This window comes from Citrobacter sp. KH_055_1 (assembly GCF_057838705.1).
This window is the reverse complement of sequence record NZ_CM174473.1, coordinates 1472369-1488676: the sequence shown is the minus strand read 5'-3', so window position 1 is coordinate 1488676 and position 16308 is coordinate 1472369. Positions and strand designations below refer to the sequence as shown.

General features: G+C 49.1%; 12 protein-coding genes, 1 tRNA gene and 1 pseudogene. 5 read left to right on the top strand and 9 right to left on the bottom strand.

Features of this window, described 5'->3' with window-relative positions:
* Window positions 1–247 precede the first annotated feature (247 nt).
* From AC3ITF_RS06925 to AC3ITF_RS06910, 4 genes are all read left to right on the top strand, one after another.
* Window positions 248–1189 carry a formate/nitrite transporter family protein gene (locus AC3ITF_RS06925; RefSeq protein WP_146716695.1) on the top strand — a complete coding sequence of 314 codons (942 nt, stop codon included), beginning with the start codon at window positions 248–250 and terminating at the stop codon, window positions 1187–1189.
* 75 nt (window positions 1190–1264) lie between these two features.
* Window positions 1265–1339, top strand: a tRNA-Arg gene (locus AC3ITF_RS06920).
* 160 nt (window positions 1340–1499) lie between these two features.
* Window positions 1500–2657: a tyrosine-type recombinase/integrase gene (locus tag AC3ITF_RS06915; protein WP_489176261.1), complete on the top strand. Its 1158-nt coding sequence runs from the start codon at window positions 1500–1502 to the stop codon at window positions 2655–2657.
* A gap of 204 nt (window positions 2658–2861) precedes the next feature.
* Window positions 2862–3953, top strand: coding sequence for an acyltransferase family protein (locus AC3ITF_RS06910; protein ID WP_489176260.1), 1092 nt, complete (start codon window positions 2862–2864; stop codon window positions 3951–3953).
* A gap of 1457 nt (window positions 3954–5410) precedes the next feature.
* Here AC3ITF_RS06910 and AC3ITF_RS06905 read toward each other — a convergent pair.
* The 6 genes and pseudogenes from AC3ITF_RS06905 to AC3ITF_RS06880 form a co-directional block, all read right to left on the bottom strand.
* Window positions 5411–5911, bottom strand: a pseudogene (locus tag AC3ITF_RS06905) (phage head-binding domain-containing protein); the annotation flags it as partial.
* A 112-nt stretch (window positions 5912–6023) separates the two neighbouring features.
* A complete protein-coding gene (locus tag AC3ITF_RS06900; protein ID WP_489176259.1) occupies window positions 6024–8144 on the bottom strand; it encodes a DNA transfer protein in 2121 nt (706 codons plus the stop codon).
* The gene (locus AC3ITF_RS06895) at window positions 8144–9352 is read right to left on the bottom strand and encodes a phage DNA ejection protein (protein WP_489176258.1); all 1209 of its coding nucleotides are present in this window, start codon (window positions 9350–9352) and stop codon (window positions 8144–8146) included. The genes AC3ITF_RS06900 and AC3ITF_RS06895 overlap by 1 nt, the downstream gene beginning before the upstream one ends.
* Window positions 9352–10017 (bottom strand): DNA transfer protein, encoded by a 666-nt coding sequence (locus AC3ITF_RS06890; protein ID WP_489176257.1) that lies wholly within the window; start codon window positions 10015–10017, stop codon window positions 9352–9354. Before AC3ITF_RS06890 ends, AC3ITF_RS06895 begins: the two co-directional genes overlap by 1 nt.
* Window positions 10001–10393, bottom strand: coding sequence for a hypothetical protein (locus AC3ITF_RS06885; RefSeq protein WP_489176256.1), 393 nt, complete (start codon window positions 10391–10393; stop codon window positions 10001–10003). The genes AC3ITF_RS06890 and AC3ITF_RS06885 overlap by 17 nt, the downstream gene beginning before the upstream one ends.
* Before the next feature lie 8 nt (window positions 10394–10401).
* Complete coding sequence (locus AC3ITF_RS06880) at window positions 10402–11103, bottom strand: phage tail protein (protein WP_489176255.1); 702 nt, start codon at window positions 11101–11103, stop codon at window positions 10402–10404.
* 108 nt (window positions 11104–11211) lie between these two features.
* Between AC3ITF_RS06880 and AC3ITF_RS06875 the strand changes: the two genes are divergently transcribed.
* Complete coding sequence (locus AC3ITF_RS06875; protein ID WP_096756304.1) at window positions 11212–11751, top strand: DUF2058 domain-containing protein; 540 nt, start codon at window positions 11212–11214, stop codon at window positions 11749–11751.
* A gap of 51 nt (window positions 11752–11802) precedes the next feature.
* Here the strand turns inward: AC3ITF_RS06875 and pgtA are convergent, their stop codons facing one another.
* From pgtA to pgtC, 3 genes are read right to left on the bottom strand one after another with little or no spacing between them, the layout of a single operon-like run.
* Window positions 11803–13050 (bottom strand): two-component system response regulator PgtA, encoded by a 1248-nt coding sequence (pgtA, locus tag AC3ITF_RS06870; protein ID WP_115257857.1) that lies wholly within the window; start codon window positions 13048–13050, stop codon window positions 11803–11805.
* A complete protein-coding gene (gene pgtB / locus AC3ITF_RS06865; RefSeq protein WP_135912848.1) occupies window positions 13040–15049 on the bottom strand; it encodes a two-component system sensor histidine kinase PgtB in 2010 nt (669 codons plus the stop codon). Before pgtB ends, pgtA begins: the two co-directional genes overlap by 11 nt.
* The gene (gene pgtC, locus AC3ITF_RS06860; protein WP_135912847.1) at window positions 15046–16269 is read right to left on the bottom strand and encodes a phosphoglycerate transport regulator PgtC; all 1224 of its coding nucleotides are present in this window, start codon (window positions 16267–16269) and stop codon (window positions 15046–15048) included. Before pgtC ends, pgtB begins: the two co-directional genes overlap by 4 nt.
* Window positions 16270–16308: the final 39 nt, after the last annotated feature.

The window sequence follows — 16308 nt, the reverse complement described above, 5'->3', positions numbered from 1 at the left end:
CATGACGGAACAATAAGGTATCCGCCGGTTTAGATGTGAGCGATTGTAACAGCACGTCAAACGATGTCTATATACCCTAACTTACTGATTTGATCATAGCCTGGTAAGGTAGACCTCGCGGTGTTTCTATTTTACCGAATCCGATAAATACAAACGTTACCATTTTTGCGATTTCAGAGTTTCTCCCGCCAGTTCCTGGATAAAAACCGCTACGCTTTAGCAATACGTGCTTATTCAGGACTCAAAAATGAATGACATCGAAAAAGAAAAAATTGATCAACACAGCGACGAACTCGAAGTAGAAAGTGAAGAGAAGTTGCAGGGTAAAAAGATAGAGGTCGACGAGGACCGACTTCCTTCCCGCGCCATGGCGATTCACGAACATATTCGCCAGGACGGGGAAAAAGAGATGGAGCGCGATGCGATGGCGCTGCTGTGGTCAGCTATCGCCGCTGGGCTATCGATGGGAGCCTCTTTACTGGCAAAGGGTATTTTTCACGTACAGCTTGAGGGCGTTCCTGGCGGATTTTTACTGGAAAACCTCGGTTATACCTTCGGGTTTATCATCGTCATCATGGCCCGCCAACAGCTCTTTACCGAAAACACCGTAACCGCTGTCCTGCCGGTCATGCAAAATCCAACCCTCGGCAATTTTGGTTTACTGATGCGTCTGTGGAGCGTGGTCTTACTGGGTAACATTATCGGCACCGGCATTGCGGCATGGGCGTTTGAATATATGCCAATTTTTGATGAAGAAACTCGTGACGCCTTTGTCAAAATTGGGATGGACGTTATGAAAAATAGCCCGACGGAGATGTTTTCCAACGCGATTATTTCCGGTTGGCTGATCGCCACTATGGTGTGGATGTTTCCCGCAGCGGGCGCGGCAAAAATTGTCGTCATTGTTCTGATGACCTGGCTTATTGCGTTGGGTGATACCACGCACATCGTCGTCGGCTCGGTTGAGATTCTCTACCTGGTCTTTAACGGCACGCTGCACTGGAGCGACTTCTTCTGGCCGTTCGCGCTTCCAACACTTGCCGGGAATATTTGCGGTGGGACATTTATCTTCGCGTTGATGAGCCATGCGCAAATTCGCAATGATATGAGCAATAAACGCAAAGAAGAGGCCCGATTAGAGGCTGAGCGGGAACAAAAAGAGCAGAAAAACCAGAAGAAACAATCCTGAATGGCGACTGTTTGAGCAGTCAGGCGGACACAGACTTACCGTTGCAGGTAAAAAACGCTATACTCGTGCCGCTTCGTCCCCTTAGTTAAATGGATATAACGAGCCCCTCCTAAGGGCTAGTTGCAGGTTCGATTCCTGCAGGGGACACCATTTCACAGTTCGCCACTCTCCGCAGTAGTTCGCAAAATCCCTTACACAGCAAGATCTCAATAAAATACCAGTTCGTCATAGTTCGCAATAGAACGTTGACAGCCGCATGCTTCGGCGGGTAAAAAACGAGTAAATAATTTTACCCACCGGAATTTTACCCATGCTCACCATCAAGCAGATCGACGCGGCAAAGCCGAAAGATAAACCGTACCGGCTGCTCGACAGCAACGGGCTGTACCTTTATGTGCCGGTTACCGGAAAGAAAGTCTGGCAATTGCGTTACAAGCTCGATGGTAAAGAGAAGGTTCTGACGGTAGGAAAATATCCGCTCATGTCATTACAGGAAGCCAGAGACAAAGCATGGCTTGCCAAAAAGGATGTGTCTGTCGGCGTCGATCCGGTAAAGGCTAAAAGGCTGTCAGTCAAAGACAACTCGTTCAGCTCTATATATCAGGAATGGTACGAGCACAAAAAACAGGTATGGTCAGAGGTATACAGCACAGAACTGTCACGCATGTTCCAGGATGACATTCTGCCGTTGATTGGCGCGATGGAGATTAACGAGATAGAACCAATGCAGATACTTGAAGTGATCCGCAGGTTCGAAGACCGTGGGGCAATGGAGCGGGCAAATAAGGCGCGGCGGCGGTGCGGGGAAGTATTCAGGTACGCGATTGTTACCGGGCGCGCGAAGTATAACCCGGCGCCTGACCTTGCTGATGCCATGAAGGGATACCGGAAGAAGAACTACCCTTTCCTTCCTGCAGAACAGATACCAGCCTTCAATAAGGCACTGGCGGGATTCTCCGGCAGTATCGTTTCACGCATAGCAACGCAGGTTCTGCAATACACGGTGCTCAGAACAAAAGAACTCCGGTCCATGCAATGGTCGAACGTCGACTTTGAAACCAGAACGATTACGATCGCCGAAGAGGTGATGAAGGGGCGCCGCCCTCACCTTGTCCCAATGTCAGATCAGGTCGTCTCTCTGCTTGAAATGCTGAGGCCGGTAACGCAGCCGATATCGAGTTTCGTGTTCGCCGGTCGCAATGATAAAACAAAGCCCATCAGTGAAAACGCCGTGCTACTGGTTATTCGTCAGATTGGCTATGAAGGTCTGGCAAGTGGACATGGTTTTCGGCACCAGTTCAGCACAATCATGAATGAGCATGAGTGGCCAGCAGATGCCATCGAGAAGCAACTGGCGCACGCTAACAGCGGCTCTATCCGCGGGATATACAATCATGCTCAGTACATGGATAAGCGCCGGGAGATGATGCAGTGGTGGGCAGATTGGATTGATGAGAAGGTATCATAGAAAATCGGCACAAAGCCCTGCAAACCGATGAAAAGCTTTGTGTGTCCGGTTTTGACATGTGCTCCATTATTTTTCTGGCGTTGATTTGTAACAACGATTGAAATTTGGCATTGAAGAACTGTGCTTTTATGCCATCATTCTTATCTGATTGGATTCTTGTTGAATGACAGTATCTGTAAACACTTTGATGATATGGTAAATCTTGTGACAGTAGCAGAAAGAAAGAGCTTAGATTACATACAGGCGTTACGAGGAATTGCGGCAATGCTAGTAGTCTTGTGCCATGCGCGAGATTTTTTAAGGCACTCCCCTCTGGAGGATTTGGCTTACGATCTATTTTGGCCAGGAGCTTTCGGTGTTGACTTATTTTTTATAATAAGTGGATTTATAATAATATACACATCTATTGATTATGATAGAAAAGACACATTTAAATTTATCAGGAAGCGCTTCCTAAGGGTTTGGCCTTTATATTTTATATGCACAATTATTTATATTGCATTTGTTAATGGATTTGACTTCTCAGGAATGAAGGGGTTTTATTATAATCAAAACGGCTCTCCATTTGAGATTTTAAACATAATAAAAAGTCTTTTATTTATACCGTTAAATTTAGACTCACCTATTTATCTTGGCCCTCCAACTTTATTTGTAGGGTGGACTCTCAATTACGAGGTTTATTTTTATGTGATATGTGCAATTGGGATTGCATGCGGTAGATTCAGATATACATTTTACATCATTTGGTTCTCAATAACTCTACTTGCCATTCCAGCAATTATTGGTGGTTTAAATTTTGACAGACCAAAAATAATAGGCGCTGGATATCTTAATTTAACAATGCAAAGCATTATATGGGAGTTCGTTTTTGGAGCAGTTGTTGCCATCCTTTACAAAAAAGGAGCGTTGAGCATATCAAAAAGCAACATTGCCATTCCTGTAATTATATTAGGCATATCAGTACCAGTATATGCCTATGTAACTAAAATTGATGCTGGACATGGCATAGCTCATTCAGGTAAGTTTTTTTGTTTTATGTTTCTGTGCTTAACCTCTTGCGCTGATTATATTCAAAATAACATTAAGATACCATCATTTATTATTTCAATCGGCGATGCTTCTTATTCATTATATCTTATACATCCTCTTGTTTTTATGTTGTGTTACAAAATAGCATCTTACTTTATAGATTGGAGTATGATGTCTTCATTTTGGTTTATAGGCGTAGTTTTCATTGCGTCGCTATTAGCATCAAATATTTCATACAAATACATTGAATGCAAAATACCAAGATAAAAAACAGCCCGGGGAATGCCCGGGCTGTTTAATTATGCTGAAGCATTCATTTTAAGCCATGATGACCCGTTCCACTGCCACCCTACAACAGGATCAGATGGCATGGAAGCGGCATAGTTTCTTATCGCCCTTAATCCTATGGGTAGAACATTTGTTTCAAGTATTGCCGGAGTAGATGGTGTTCTCACCAATACTTTGCTCCATCCACAAAAAGTAGGGAGAACGCTTGCGTTATAACAGCTAAAATAAGAACAACCTAACAACCCCGTCTTTCCTGCATCAACAGTGATTCTTAACCTATATTGTTTAGATTTATCAAGTGTTGGGGCTGAGATTCTGTATAATTTCCAGTTGTTAGTTGTGCCCATTGAGGTATACATATTTACTGGTGCGTATATGATATTCCCACCTGATACATCTTCTATTGCGATTTCTACTGGCTCATCACCTCTAAAAAAGAAAGCTCCTCTTATATATCCGCTTTGTGTTTTAGTTAGGTTAATTAATAGACGACATCTAACAGAAGCATTATCGACACCAAAATATCTGCCACATCCACCAGGCTCTAAAATGTCGCTTAAAACTTTAGCTTCTGCAGGGATAGTTAGCAGAGAATAATCTTCAGGGTAACCACTTCCATTTAGTATGGACCAGTCTCCACTTGGGCACAGGTTTACTCCTGAGAGACTTATACTGTCTCCTCCCTGTGTTCCTGCGGTAGGATCTGTCCCTAAAACTGTATTCATGTGGTTTACTGTAGAAACCCACCCACCAAATTGAGCACGAGCACCAAGAATTGTCCAAGGACCTCTAATTCTACCAGTCCCTGTTACTTCTCCGTACAACCCAATAACTGTGTTATGCTGGGCAGGAATCGACTGGTTATCAAGCATGTATGTTGAACTTCCTGACGTATCAACACCTATAAAGGTATTAGCATTACCCTCATAACCAGCTCCTGTAGTTGGATTACTACCTTGTCCAAGAATAACAAGACCACCACCTGAAATTTGGCTAAATGTGTTCTGATTAACAGAACCTTCATATATATTGAGATAAAGCTTACCACCACCGCTTGTAGTTCCAGTCTTTACCCTTACAATATTATTCCAGTAGCTTCCTCCACCCCACACCGCCATTCCAGGGATGGGGGATGGAGTAGTTGACCCCTTGAGTGTAAAGTCACCTGTTGTATCAATATTTTCTATATTACAAAACTGGACTCCTTGAGATATAAAATCTTTACATGATAATCCACTCATGTAGATACTCTTGACATGGAGGAGTGTAAATTCACCATTAGGTACACGCCCCTCGCACCTCAGGTCACACCGTATAATAAATCTGCCAATTATTTTATGATTACCAGTTAGGTTCGATGTTGAAGTTACATAGTCACCCTCAGGAAGAAACGCTTCACGTCTATATTGTCCAAATTGTATTAGTTTCGAATAATCACCATTAACGGCATCCAGCCACGCACACATTTTGGCTGTGACATCAGTCCCATCAGGAAACACTCCCCACCCTCGCGCATCACCATCATCACGCCAGCGCGCTATTTGCAAGTCAGGGTAGAGAGTCGCTCCATCTGGGTTTTCTATCTGTTGGCGAAGCTGATCTGGGTCATACTTGAGAACATTCGGGTAATAGAACTCCTGCGCACCATAGGCATTGTAGATAGCCATGCTATGGCCTTCTACTGTTACGAACTTAGCAATCTGTCCGTTGTATACCGGATACCCGCCAGCGTTGATTACGATTGGCTGAGCAACTGGTATTGGTTCTGAACCATCTTCTGGATCAATGTATACCTGAATCTGATTAGCCGGATTAACCGGATCAGTGTCAATATGGCCGATATAAACTTTACCGTTGGCGTTGGCTTTAAATGAGCGAGCCAATGTGAATAACTGAGCCGGTTGGCTCACGACGATGTTAGGTACGATATCTGACATTTACTTTGCTCCAGGCGCAACAAAGCCGCACAAGCTAAAACTTGCGCAGCGATGCGTTAAGGTGGGTTATTTTGTTGTTATTGCTGAGTGGCTTCGGTAGCCAGTAGAGGTCTTACTGCTGTTGCTGCTCTTCCATACCGCTTAGTGTGGCAACAATTCCAGCCCTCGTTAAGCGCTGAAACTCTTCATTCCCAACAGCATCTCTAATCGCTTTAACAGCTGCCTTGTTCGCCATGAATCTGCGTTCTGCCGCTGCTATAGCCTCTTTGCTTGCTCCAGATCGCGCTGCCTTTGCCGCTTCCTGAATGGCCTTTTCTATGGCGTAACGACCACTGCGAGATGCTGCCAGTTTTTCTATTGCCCCTTTCGCCACTGAACCAGCAACTGCCCCTATAACGCCGCCAGCAAATCCACCTCCAGTGGTACCAACAATGGCACCAGACGTTGAGTTACCAATCGCATTAAGAACTACCTGAGCAGCCTTTGGTAGCCCCTGTTCAAGAGCGTTAATCGCTGGTACAGATCTGCCGGTATTCTCCACATAGCGGAGTGGTCTTGTTGCCGCCCTGGCTAGATCGCCATAAGCGTTGGCAATGCGACCAATCTCCTTTGAGTGTTTACTAATAGCGGCAATATTTTGCGGTGTTAAAATTGATGCTATGTGAGAAATTCCTGAGGCTTCTGATTTTCCACCCCTGACTCCCTGGGACAGTGCATCCTGCAATATTGACGCTATAGCCGGAGCACGCTCTGATTCAGGAAGCGCACCAATCATCTGATGGAACTTTCCTGGTCCGGTTTTTGAAGAGTTTTGGAGTGCCTTTACGCCATTATTAACTAACGCATCAGTAGCCAGGTCTTTACCCAGTGCTGTCTCAGCCTGTTTTTGTGCGGAAAATCTTGCCTTAGACAAGTCATTTGCAGTTGTCCATTGGTCAATGAATCCACCGCTTTGAGCCATGCCGCGCATATCTTCCGTTGCTGCGTCCCTAAGTTCCCCCATCCTCCTGGCCATGTTAGCTTCACCTGACCTTATATACTTCTGCTCAGCATCAGCTAGCTTTCCTCTCCAAGCCTTCATTGCGTCAAATGTAATCCCAGTCTTCCCGGTTTTGTTGTAAGCCGCGGCAAACTGCTTCATTTCTGGAGTCAGCGGCATACCAGCAGAAATGTCTCCCTGAATGGTGGCGTTGGTATTAGACATTCTGGATTTTGTTTCTGGTGCCGTTGAACGAACATTGTCCCAAGCTGACTTTTCAGAGGCTTTCATGCTATCAATGCCTGAAAGAATCCTCTGCTTAATTGTTCCACTCTTTTCTGCTGCGTTTCCAGCTTCTGCACCCAGATCGTCTAGCGCAGAATTAAACTTGGTTTGGATTTCATTAAAAGCCTGCGCATGTGCATCCTGTGTTACACCCGGCCTTGATGCAAGAATACCTTCAGCCTGAGCCATCCCCCTGCTGCCAGACCGCATACCAGGAGTCAAGGCGTTAACATCAACTCCAGTTTCACTGGCCGCTCTTGCTACGTCATCAGTAATATTTCCAGCCTGACCGGCGATCTCTTTTCTTCCAATGGAGGTGCCAGCCAGTTTTGACACATCATCAGCAGAGTTGATCCCAGCCGCCCCCAATGCTTGCGAGCCACCAGGGGAAAGCAATCTGCCAATACCAGACATCACACCTTGAGCGCCTAGGTTTATGGCGGCATTCTTGGCAGTATTTTCTGCAAAGTCACCTTGTTGATTACCGGCTTCAGCCAATGACCCAAGCACCATATTCCCAGCATTGCTTGCAGCATTAATCACGCCAGGAGCTTTCTCTGCTACTCCAGCGGCCTTTGCTGCAGCCCCAAACGGAACCAGATAACCACCGACAGTTTCACCCGCCTGCGCATATGGGTCAGTAGGCTTTTCTACCGGACGATACACATCATCCAGTACACGTGGCCCACCAAGACCCTGGCTGATGGCGTTAATCAGACTTGCTCCACCCTGCAGCACATCGAATGGAATATTAACCAGACCGCGCCCGGCTTGCTCGGCGATCTGCCCAACGCTCTGGCCGCCGGTAAGGAAATCACCAGCACGCTGAGTTAATGATGGCTCTGGTTGCTGTTGAGGCTGCGCCACTTGTGATTTAATCATCTGCGCAATTCTTGTAGCGCCTTCCGTATCACCTGCCGCATCAGCATTCCGTAACGCGGTCATTAGCTGTTCACGGTCATATGCCACTATTTGCCCCCGAGATATTTATTTACCAGATCATCATCTGATATCTGAGACTGTTGCTGTGATGGTTGCTGAGGTGGGATATCCTTACCGTATTTCTGCTGCATGCGTTTCTGTGCATTTTCAGTAGTACTGATAATGGTTTTAATGGCTTCCCTGGCTGACTTTTCAGATTGACCAGATGATAAGTTACCAATGGCATCCATTACTTTCTGCCCCTCAGCATTACTCAGCGCGCCCATGCCCTTCATCTGTTGAATGCCAGACATGAACCCCTGTGACTTCAAAGTATCAACAAGGGCCTCGGTATCAGCAGCGTCAGTACCAAGAATATATCTGCTTGATAGCGGGTTAAGGTTTGTGCCGAAATACCCAGTAAATCCAGGGCTTTTAAGAACCTTGGTTGCCGTGTCTATTGTCCTGGACATATTGTCCATTCCTGAGTGATACGCGTCAGCCTTATCCCTTTTTCCTTGCTCAATGGCGGCTTGATTTTGCTGGCGTTTGTCCTGTAAATCAGCCAATTTGATGGCATTTGTCTCATTGGCAATCTGCCGATCATATTTCTTATCGTCCAGATCCATTCTTCTGAGGTTAACATTCTGTTGAGCAATTCCATTGTTTGCCCACTGAACCGCCTCGCCAGCGCGGTTGCTGCGAACGGTCTCGTCAATCTTCTGCTGGTTCTGCTGCGTCTCGAACTGTTTATCCATCGGCAATGTTGCGAGGCGAGTGGCATTAAGTAGGCTGTTAAACTGCTGTGGGTCCTGCTGATACAGTTGCGCAGCCTGCTCCTGAGAAACACCCAGGCTTGATAGCGCCGGGCCATTTTTCTGGATAGCTGACTGCACTGCCTGAGGGTTGCCACTTGCTGCCGCTACTGACAGGTCATTCAACGCACCATGAACAAATGAGGCGTGTTCAGCACTCTGAATGCCGATCTCGTCCTGAACACTCTTAGCAAACTCCGGGAACTGCCGGCGCAGCGCTGGCAGCTGGTCCGGCGTTGCGCTCTCAATTGCGGTATAGAAATCCTGGCGGCGCTGATTGTCTTTCTGCGCCTGCTGGTTCTGCATTTGAGAAGATATGACCTGCTGCTGACCGACTCGATTCTGTGTTTCCTGAAGAGCCTCTCTCCGGAAGTCGGGGATCATAGTGTCGTAATAGTTGATAGGGGCACCAAGCCCCTGCAATCCACCAAACTGAGCCATCAGAACATCCCCCCACCCATCATGCCGCCGAACATACCGGTAAACTGGTTAACGTCCTGCGCCGCGCCGTTATTAATGCTGCTGTTAGCGCTGGCAGCAACCTGCCATGGAAGAGCCGCCTTACCAGCCATGATCTGGCCTTTCTGCTGATACATTCCAGCCATGTTGTTACCCTGGCCAATAGCATAGTTTCCTAGCGCGTTGGCTGCCTCAGCGCCGAACCCTGACAGGCCCATCAACTGGGAATACATGTTCTGCTGCTGGTTGGTCATATCAGCGAGATAGTTTTGACCGAGAGTTGGCGCGATAGATGCCAGCATGTTGCCAGTTGCAGTGGAGCCAAGTCCGCCAGTTGCTTCTGCTGCATTCAGTCCGCTATAGCGAGCCTGGTCATTCAGCATCTGGTACTCTCGAGAATTAAAATAATCAGAAAGGAGTTTGTTTCTGTCTATCGGCTTCCCGGCGATCGCTTGCAACCCGGCCAGCCCGGTGCGACCCGCGCTCTCGTAAGGAGTCAGCCATTCGACAGCATCTGCATAACCCTGTCGAGACTGGTCCATGGCCCGGTCCTGATACTTCTGCTGCTGCTTGGCTGCTTTATTGGCACCAATACCGCCAATCACACCCGATACAGCACCGCCGATACCACTAATTGCACCGCCCATGATATTCTCCCGGCTCGCGCCACATAGTAAAAAATGCGCTTTCGCGCCCGTCGGTAGTTGTTAATGTTTCTGTCGTTCGTTCACCGAAACCCATTCGACTGGCGTAGTTGCACACCTTCGGACGGTCAGTAAGGATGACGGCGCGAAGCCGGTGCATGCCGAACATTTTCAGGATGTCCGCGCCAGCATCACGGCACTCACGCCATCGGCGCTTATCCATCGCAATATGGATATCGAAATACCCATGCTGCGGAACCAGAGCGAACACACAGCAGCCATTCCAGAAGAAGTAATCCGCGCCCGGATCAACCCACGACTCCACACCCCACAGGCGCATCAATCCCTGCCCGGTGAGAGCATCAATTTTTGTGAGCATATGGTTACCTAGTTGATTAGACCGTGTGACCTCAGGTCATCTTCAAGCGCCTTAATGCGCTGACGAGCCTGAGTTAATGAGTTGGCAATTTCCTGTATTTGCAGGACGTTAAGAATGCCGATAGTCCAAGCCTGGTTAGCATCGAATGCGCCCCGATATGCGGTACCTGTCGCTGCAGTCCATCCGGTTTTGCGAGCACTGACAACCTGAGTGCCTGCGACTTTGTACGACACCGATACGTTGACGCTGCCAGTCACCTGCAGCTTATCTGCCGTTGGCGTGGCAACGGTGCCGACAAGCAGAGAGCCGCTTACCGGTTGAACCGTCTGGTTTGCTGTTGCGGTTTTGGAAACGTAATCGCTCTGGATTGCCGCGACAGTCGTCTGCAGCGTGGTTATGTTGCCTTCAGCCGTCGTAACTCTCGTCGTAAGATTTGCGACGTTAGTCTGGATTGTCGTAATAGCGTTTTCGGCATTCACAACCCGAACGGTTAACGCTGCGATGTCGTTGGTGTTCTGAGTTATGCGTGACTCATGGTCAACCAGCGTCACTTCGGCTGCAGTAATGCGAATCTCGTGATCGGCAAGGGTCGCTTCAGCAGCATCCAATCGCTGCTCATGGTCAGCAAGGTAAAATAAAATCCACTTCTGAAATTTCCCTTTCCATACAATCCCCTGCCATACCAATTCGATGTATGCAGGGGACACCATAGCCTGCCATTTTATCCCCGACGCTTTGCAACTCCCCGCAATCTGGCATCCCCCCGGACGTTAAGGGTATAATCCTGATAACTCTTTTTACTGGATTTAGAAACGAACATGACAAAACTCACCCTACAAGAGCAGATGCTTAAAGCTGGCTTAGTCACCAGTAAAAAAATGGCGAAGGTGCAAAGAACGGCGAAAAAGTCGCGCGTTCAGGCGCGTGAGGCCAGAGAGGCGGTTGAAGAAAATAAAAAAGCACAGGTTGAGCGTGATAAGCAACTCAGCGAGCAGCAAAAGCAAGCCGCCCTGTCGAAAGAATACAAAGCTCAGATTAAGCAGCTGATTGAAATGAATAAAATTACCATTTCAAGAGGCGATATTGGTTATAACTTTACCGACAACAATCTGATTAAAAAAATCTACGTTGATAAAGTTACCCAGACTCAGTTAATCAAGGGGCGTCTTGCCATTGCGCGTCTGGCCGCTGAAAGTGATCGCGAGAGCGAATACGCCATCATCCCGGCGGTGGTTGCCGATAAGATCGCGCAGCGTGACGCCAGCTACATTGTCTTAAATTGCGAACTGAGCCAGGAAGATAAGGACGAAGATGACCCGTACGCTGACTTTGTCGTACCTGATGATTTGATGTGGTAAGAGATATGGCCAGATGATTTTCTGGCCTCTGTTCGAATATTTCGATGAGCGCTAGAACTTATAGTGCTCTTTACTCAGCCCGTATTTTCGCATTCTCAGATACAGCTTCTTACGCGGAATTTGCAGATACTCTGCCACCTCATTAATCCGCCCCTGATGGATATTGAGCGCTTCCGTGATGATTTGTCGTTCATACTCTTCTACCCGACGATCCAGCGGGGTCGGCTCGGGCATATGCATCTGCGGGTTGGCAGTTTCAGCCAACGGGAGTAACCCGACGGCAAACAACTCTGCGGCATTTGCCAGTTCCCGTACATTGCTCAACCATACTCGTCGCCGCATGCCTTTTAGCAATTCCCCGTCGACTTCAGGCACGGGATGGTTTAACCGCAGACAGGCTTTATGCAGGTAGTGATGAAATAACGGCTCAATGTCGTCCGGGCGCAGAGACAGCGGTTGGCAGGCGATTTGCGTCATGGCAAAGCAATAATAGAGTTCTGCAACAATCTGGTGGGTTGCCGCCAACTCCACCAAGGACGTCTCCCCGATCCCAATCAAGCGAAAAGGACGCCGCTCTTGACTTTGCAACTGCACCAGATGGTGCTGCTGCTCGCGCGTCAGGCATTCAATATGACTCAGTACCAGCGTTCCACCTTGAGCCTGATCAATGAGCGCGTTGAGCTGAACCGCATTTCCGGATGTCAGGTCTGCACGTATAAATGGCCCGTGGACATTGCGCCCAAGCTGATGCAGATACCGCGCGCCCGTCATGCGTCCTGTTCCGGGTTCACCATAAAACCAGACGGCGATATCAGTTTCTGCCAGTTGCTGTAGTCGCTGGCGGAATTGCGTTGCCCAGTCACTGTATCCGACCAGTTCAACCTGTAATTTCTGCTGGCAGTAATGACGACGCGCAATTACGGACTGCCTCTGACGCAGGGCATCCTCAACCTGCGCCAGCAGCTTGCCAGGATCGACCGGCTTTTGCAGAAAGTCCCATGCGCCTTTCTTCACTGCATCCACCGCCATCGGGACATCGCCGTGCCCGGTGATCAGCAGGATCGGCAGTTGATTATCATCCTGATGAAACAGAGTCATCAGATCGATCCCCGAACAGCCTGGCATACATACATCGCTTAATACGATCCCTGGCCAGTCGGCAGGCATCAGATTTCTGGCGTCAAACGGATTGTTACAGGCCAGGACGCGATATCCTGCCTGCTCCAACAATAACGTGTAAGCATCGAGCACATCGGCATCGTCATCAATCAGCAGAACAGAACATTCATCACTCAACATCATTTACATCCGTCAGGTTGAATTGCAGGACTACGCAGGCATTGCGCTCCAGCGTTGACGCCAGGCGTAACTCACCGTTCATTTGCGTCATTAACGATACACAAATCGACAAACCAATGCCGAGACCCACATCCTTACTGGTCGTAAATGGCTTCAATAGCGACGGTAACAACGCCTGAGGCCAACCGGGTCCGTTATCAGCGATCAATACGCACAGCGTTTTGCCCTGAGCCCGCCAGCTCACCTCAATTTCAGCCGTAGCCGGACAGGCGTCGAGCGCGTTTGCCAGCACATTAACCAGTACCTGCTGGATCCTAACCTCATCACCGAGGACCCATACGGTCTCCGGCAGGAGCGTCAGCCTGCCCTGCTGTGGCTTATGACGCATGGCTAACAGTTCCCAAGCCGCACTAAAAGTTTGCCGCAAATCAACCGGATGCAACGGCGCCCCCGGCTCGGCCCGACGCGCAAACTGGCGCAGCGAGCGAATAATGGCATCAATGCGGGTAATCAGCCCTTGCGCTTTGGTTAAAGTGCTTCTTGCCTGCGCTGGTTGTCCCTGTTCAATGGCCCTTCCCGCCGTAAACAAGTACATCGATAGCGCGTTCAGCGGTTGGTTTATTTCATGCGCCAGAGTGGTCATGGTCTGGCCGACCACCGCCAGTTTCGCCGTCTGAATCAGCTCATCCTGCGTGGCGCGAAGATCGGACTCAATCTCTTTACGCTCAGCCACTTCCTGCTCAAGCTGATTTTTTTGCGTATTAAGCTGCCCCAGCGTATGGCGTAGCAAGCCCGCGATGCGCCCTAACTCATCGCGACCATACACCGGGATAGTTGCATCCGTTCTACCGAGACCGATCTGCACCACGGCCTGATTCAGTGCGGTAAAACGCTTCACCAGTCGGGAGCGGATAAAGTAGTGGTTGAGCGTCCAGGCGAGAAGCAGCGCCAGTAAAGTCGCCAGCAGAATCAGTCCACCGCTGACGCGAACAATCTGCTCCAGGCGCTGATTAAACATCTGCATTTGCTGATGACTGCTGCCCAGTTGCGCCTCAAGCAAGGTACGAAAGCGCCCAAGCGTCGCTTCTCTGGCGTGATTAGCATCAACGAGGGCCTTTTGCGCCGCCACGTAGTCGCGCATTGTGTCGGGCATTTTATTTTTCATCATGCCAATTTCCAGCAACTCATCAATAGTTTGGCGCAACGTTATGGTACTAGGCCAGTCATCCAGCGTACGGATATTTTCATCCGCCGTTGTTTTCAAATTCGCCAGATAACGAATGTGGGTCTCCACCAACATACCGTCATCGCTACCGGACTTCAGCTCGTTCAGCCTGTCACGCAGATCGTCGACGATTTGATTCTCAATTCTCGCCAGTGTGTAAACCTGCTGCTGTTCGTTTTGCACTTCCCGGGCACGTTTCAGGTATTGCGCCGCATCACCATTTTTGGCCTCAATTTGATCCAGCAGAGTTCCCTGTTGCCAGGTAAAATCCTGCACCAGTGAGTTCAACTCGGTCGTAAAATCATCATGCAGCCAATCTATGCGCGCAGACAATTCACTTACTTTTTCTCGCACCAGAAACATGTTGTAGAGCACCCTGTCCAGCTCCGTCATCAGAGTACGGCTGTCTTGCAAAATGACCGCCAGTTGCTGCTGTTCCGCGGGCTGCAATCCACGACTTAACGTCTCAATCTTATCCAGATGCTGAATTATCTGGTTGCGCAGTTGCAGTCTTACCGTGGTATTGGGAGCCAACAGGAACTCATTGAGCTGATCCACCACCAGGTTGAGATTGCCTTCAATTAAAAAAGCGGAATGGACGCGCGGGAAGTAGTCATCCAGCGAATAACGGATCTGCGAGCTCTGCTCATGCCAGGAATACAGACTGACGCAACTCACGCTTAACGTCAGCAACGCCCCTGTCAGGAATGCCCCGCGCAGACTGCTGCTAATGCTAAGCTGACGAAGACGTTGCAGTAACGACCCGCCCTTCATTTTAATTCTTCCAGTTTGGCGATAGCCTGGCGCTGGTTTTTGAGAAACCATAGCTGCCATTCCATCATCTGCTGTTCAGCAACGCTTTTATTCTCGAATTGCGCAAGCCAGGCCTCATCTTCACTACTGCTGGCGTCTATCGGGACGCTGGTCAATAACGCTCGTATTTCAGGGAGTGGCCGTTTTAGCCGCGCTTCGGCGCTATACAGCGCTCGCCAGGCATCCTTCAATTGCGCGAGACGAAAACTGATGGCGGTATCAAACATCCGCTGCACCAGCTGCTGCCGCTTGAGGATCAGGCGATAATTTAGTGGTGGCTGGTCCATCAGAATGGCCTGCTGAGCAGCACGCGGATTATCGGCGGGCAACCGCGTGACCGGATATTTCCCGGTATTCGCATCGGCAAGGATCCGCTGCCCTTGAGGACTCAATAAATAGCGAATAAAACGACGGGCTTCACCGGCATGCTGGCTATTGTTCAACACCGCCACATAGGTTGGCGACACTGCGGAATGCGGAAAATAGTTAAACGCCAGATGCGGGTCGTTGAGCAGCAGATTGGCGTAATTATCAATCACCGGCCCAGCAACGCCTAATCCACTTTTAATTTTGTCAGCAACGCCGAAACTGCGCGAGGAAATCGTCACCAGATTGCCGGCACTCGCCAGCAGCGTCGCCCATCCTTGTTCCCACCCTTTTTGCTGCAGCAGTGATTCCACCATCAAATGGTTGGTATCCGAACGTGACGGGCTACTCATCAACAGCGCGCCCTGATACCGGGGGTGCGTTAAATCCCCCCAGTCAGTCGGAGCCGGTAAATGCCGCGCCGCCAGCGCAGAACGGTTAATCAACAGGCCAAAACCTGATATTGCCACCGCCACGGACGTAGAACGGATGGACTCCGGCACCAGGCGTTGACTCTCAGGCAGCGCATTATCAAACGGAGCCAGCTTCTGATGTTCCTGCAAATGCTGCAACAGCATGGGAGAGGAGGTCAAAATCAGATCAACATTGTCCGCGTTCGCTGTATCGAGTAGTTGTTCCAGAGAGGCACTGGTGCGGTTTAGCGTACGAATCATTACCGACCCTGGCTCGGTTTGCCATTGCTGGATAATCCATGCCGTCGCTCCTGGGGAGAACGTCGTGGCCATGACGAGCTCTTTACCCTGTGCCTGGCTGGCCGTAGACAGCAACGTAAAACAAAGCGACAGGATGATCATCCGCCCCTGGTCGCAAAGCCTGTTTGTGATCCCGTTCAT

Coding starts and splice junctions, on each gene's coding strand:
- AC3ITF_RS06925 (WP_146716695.1), top strand. CDS start 248: ATGAATGACATCGAAAAAGAAAAAATTGATCAACACAGCGACGAACTC.
- AC3ITF_RS06915 (WP_489176261.1), top strand. CDS start 1,500: ATGCTCACCATCAAGCAGATCGACGCGGCAAAGCCGAAAGATAAACCG.
- AC3ITF_RS06895 (WP_489176258.1), bottom strand. CDS start 9,352: ATGGCTCAGTTTGGTGGATTGCAGGGGCTTGGTGCCCCTATCAACTAT.
- AC3ITF_RS06890 (WP_489176257.1), bottom strand. CDS start 10,017: ATGGGCGGTGCAATTAGTGGTATCGGCGGTGCTGTATCGGGTGTGATT.
- AC3ITF_RS06885 (WP_489176256.1), bottom strand. CDS start 10,393: ATGCTCACAAAAATTGATGCTCTCACCGGGCAGGGATTGATGCGCCTG.
- AC3ITF_RS06880 (WP_489176255.1), bottom strand. CDS start 11,103: ATGGTGTCCCCTGCATACATCGAATTGGTATGGCAGGGGATTGTATGG.
- AC3ITF_RS06875 (WP_096756304.1), top strand. CDS start 11,212: ATGACAAAACTCACCCTACAAGAGCAGATGCTTAAAGCTGGCTTAGTC.
- pgtA (WP_115257857.1), bottom strand. CDS start 13,050: ATGTTGAGTGATGAATGTTCTGTTCTGCTGATTGATGACGATGCCGAT.
- pgtB (WP_135912848.1), bottom strand. CDS start 15,049: ATGAAGGGCGGGTCGTTACTGCAACGTCTTCGTCAGCTTAGCATTAGC.
- pgtC (WP_135912847.1), bottom strand. CDS start 16,269: ATGATCATCCTGTCGCTTTGTTTTACGTTGCTGTCTACGGCCAGCCAG.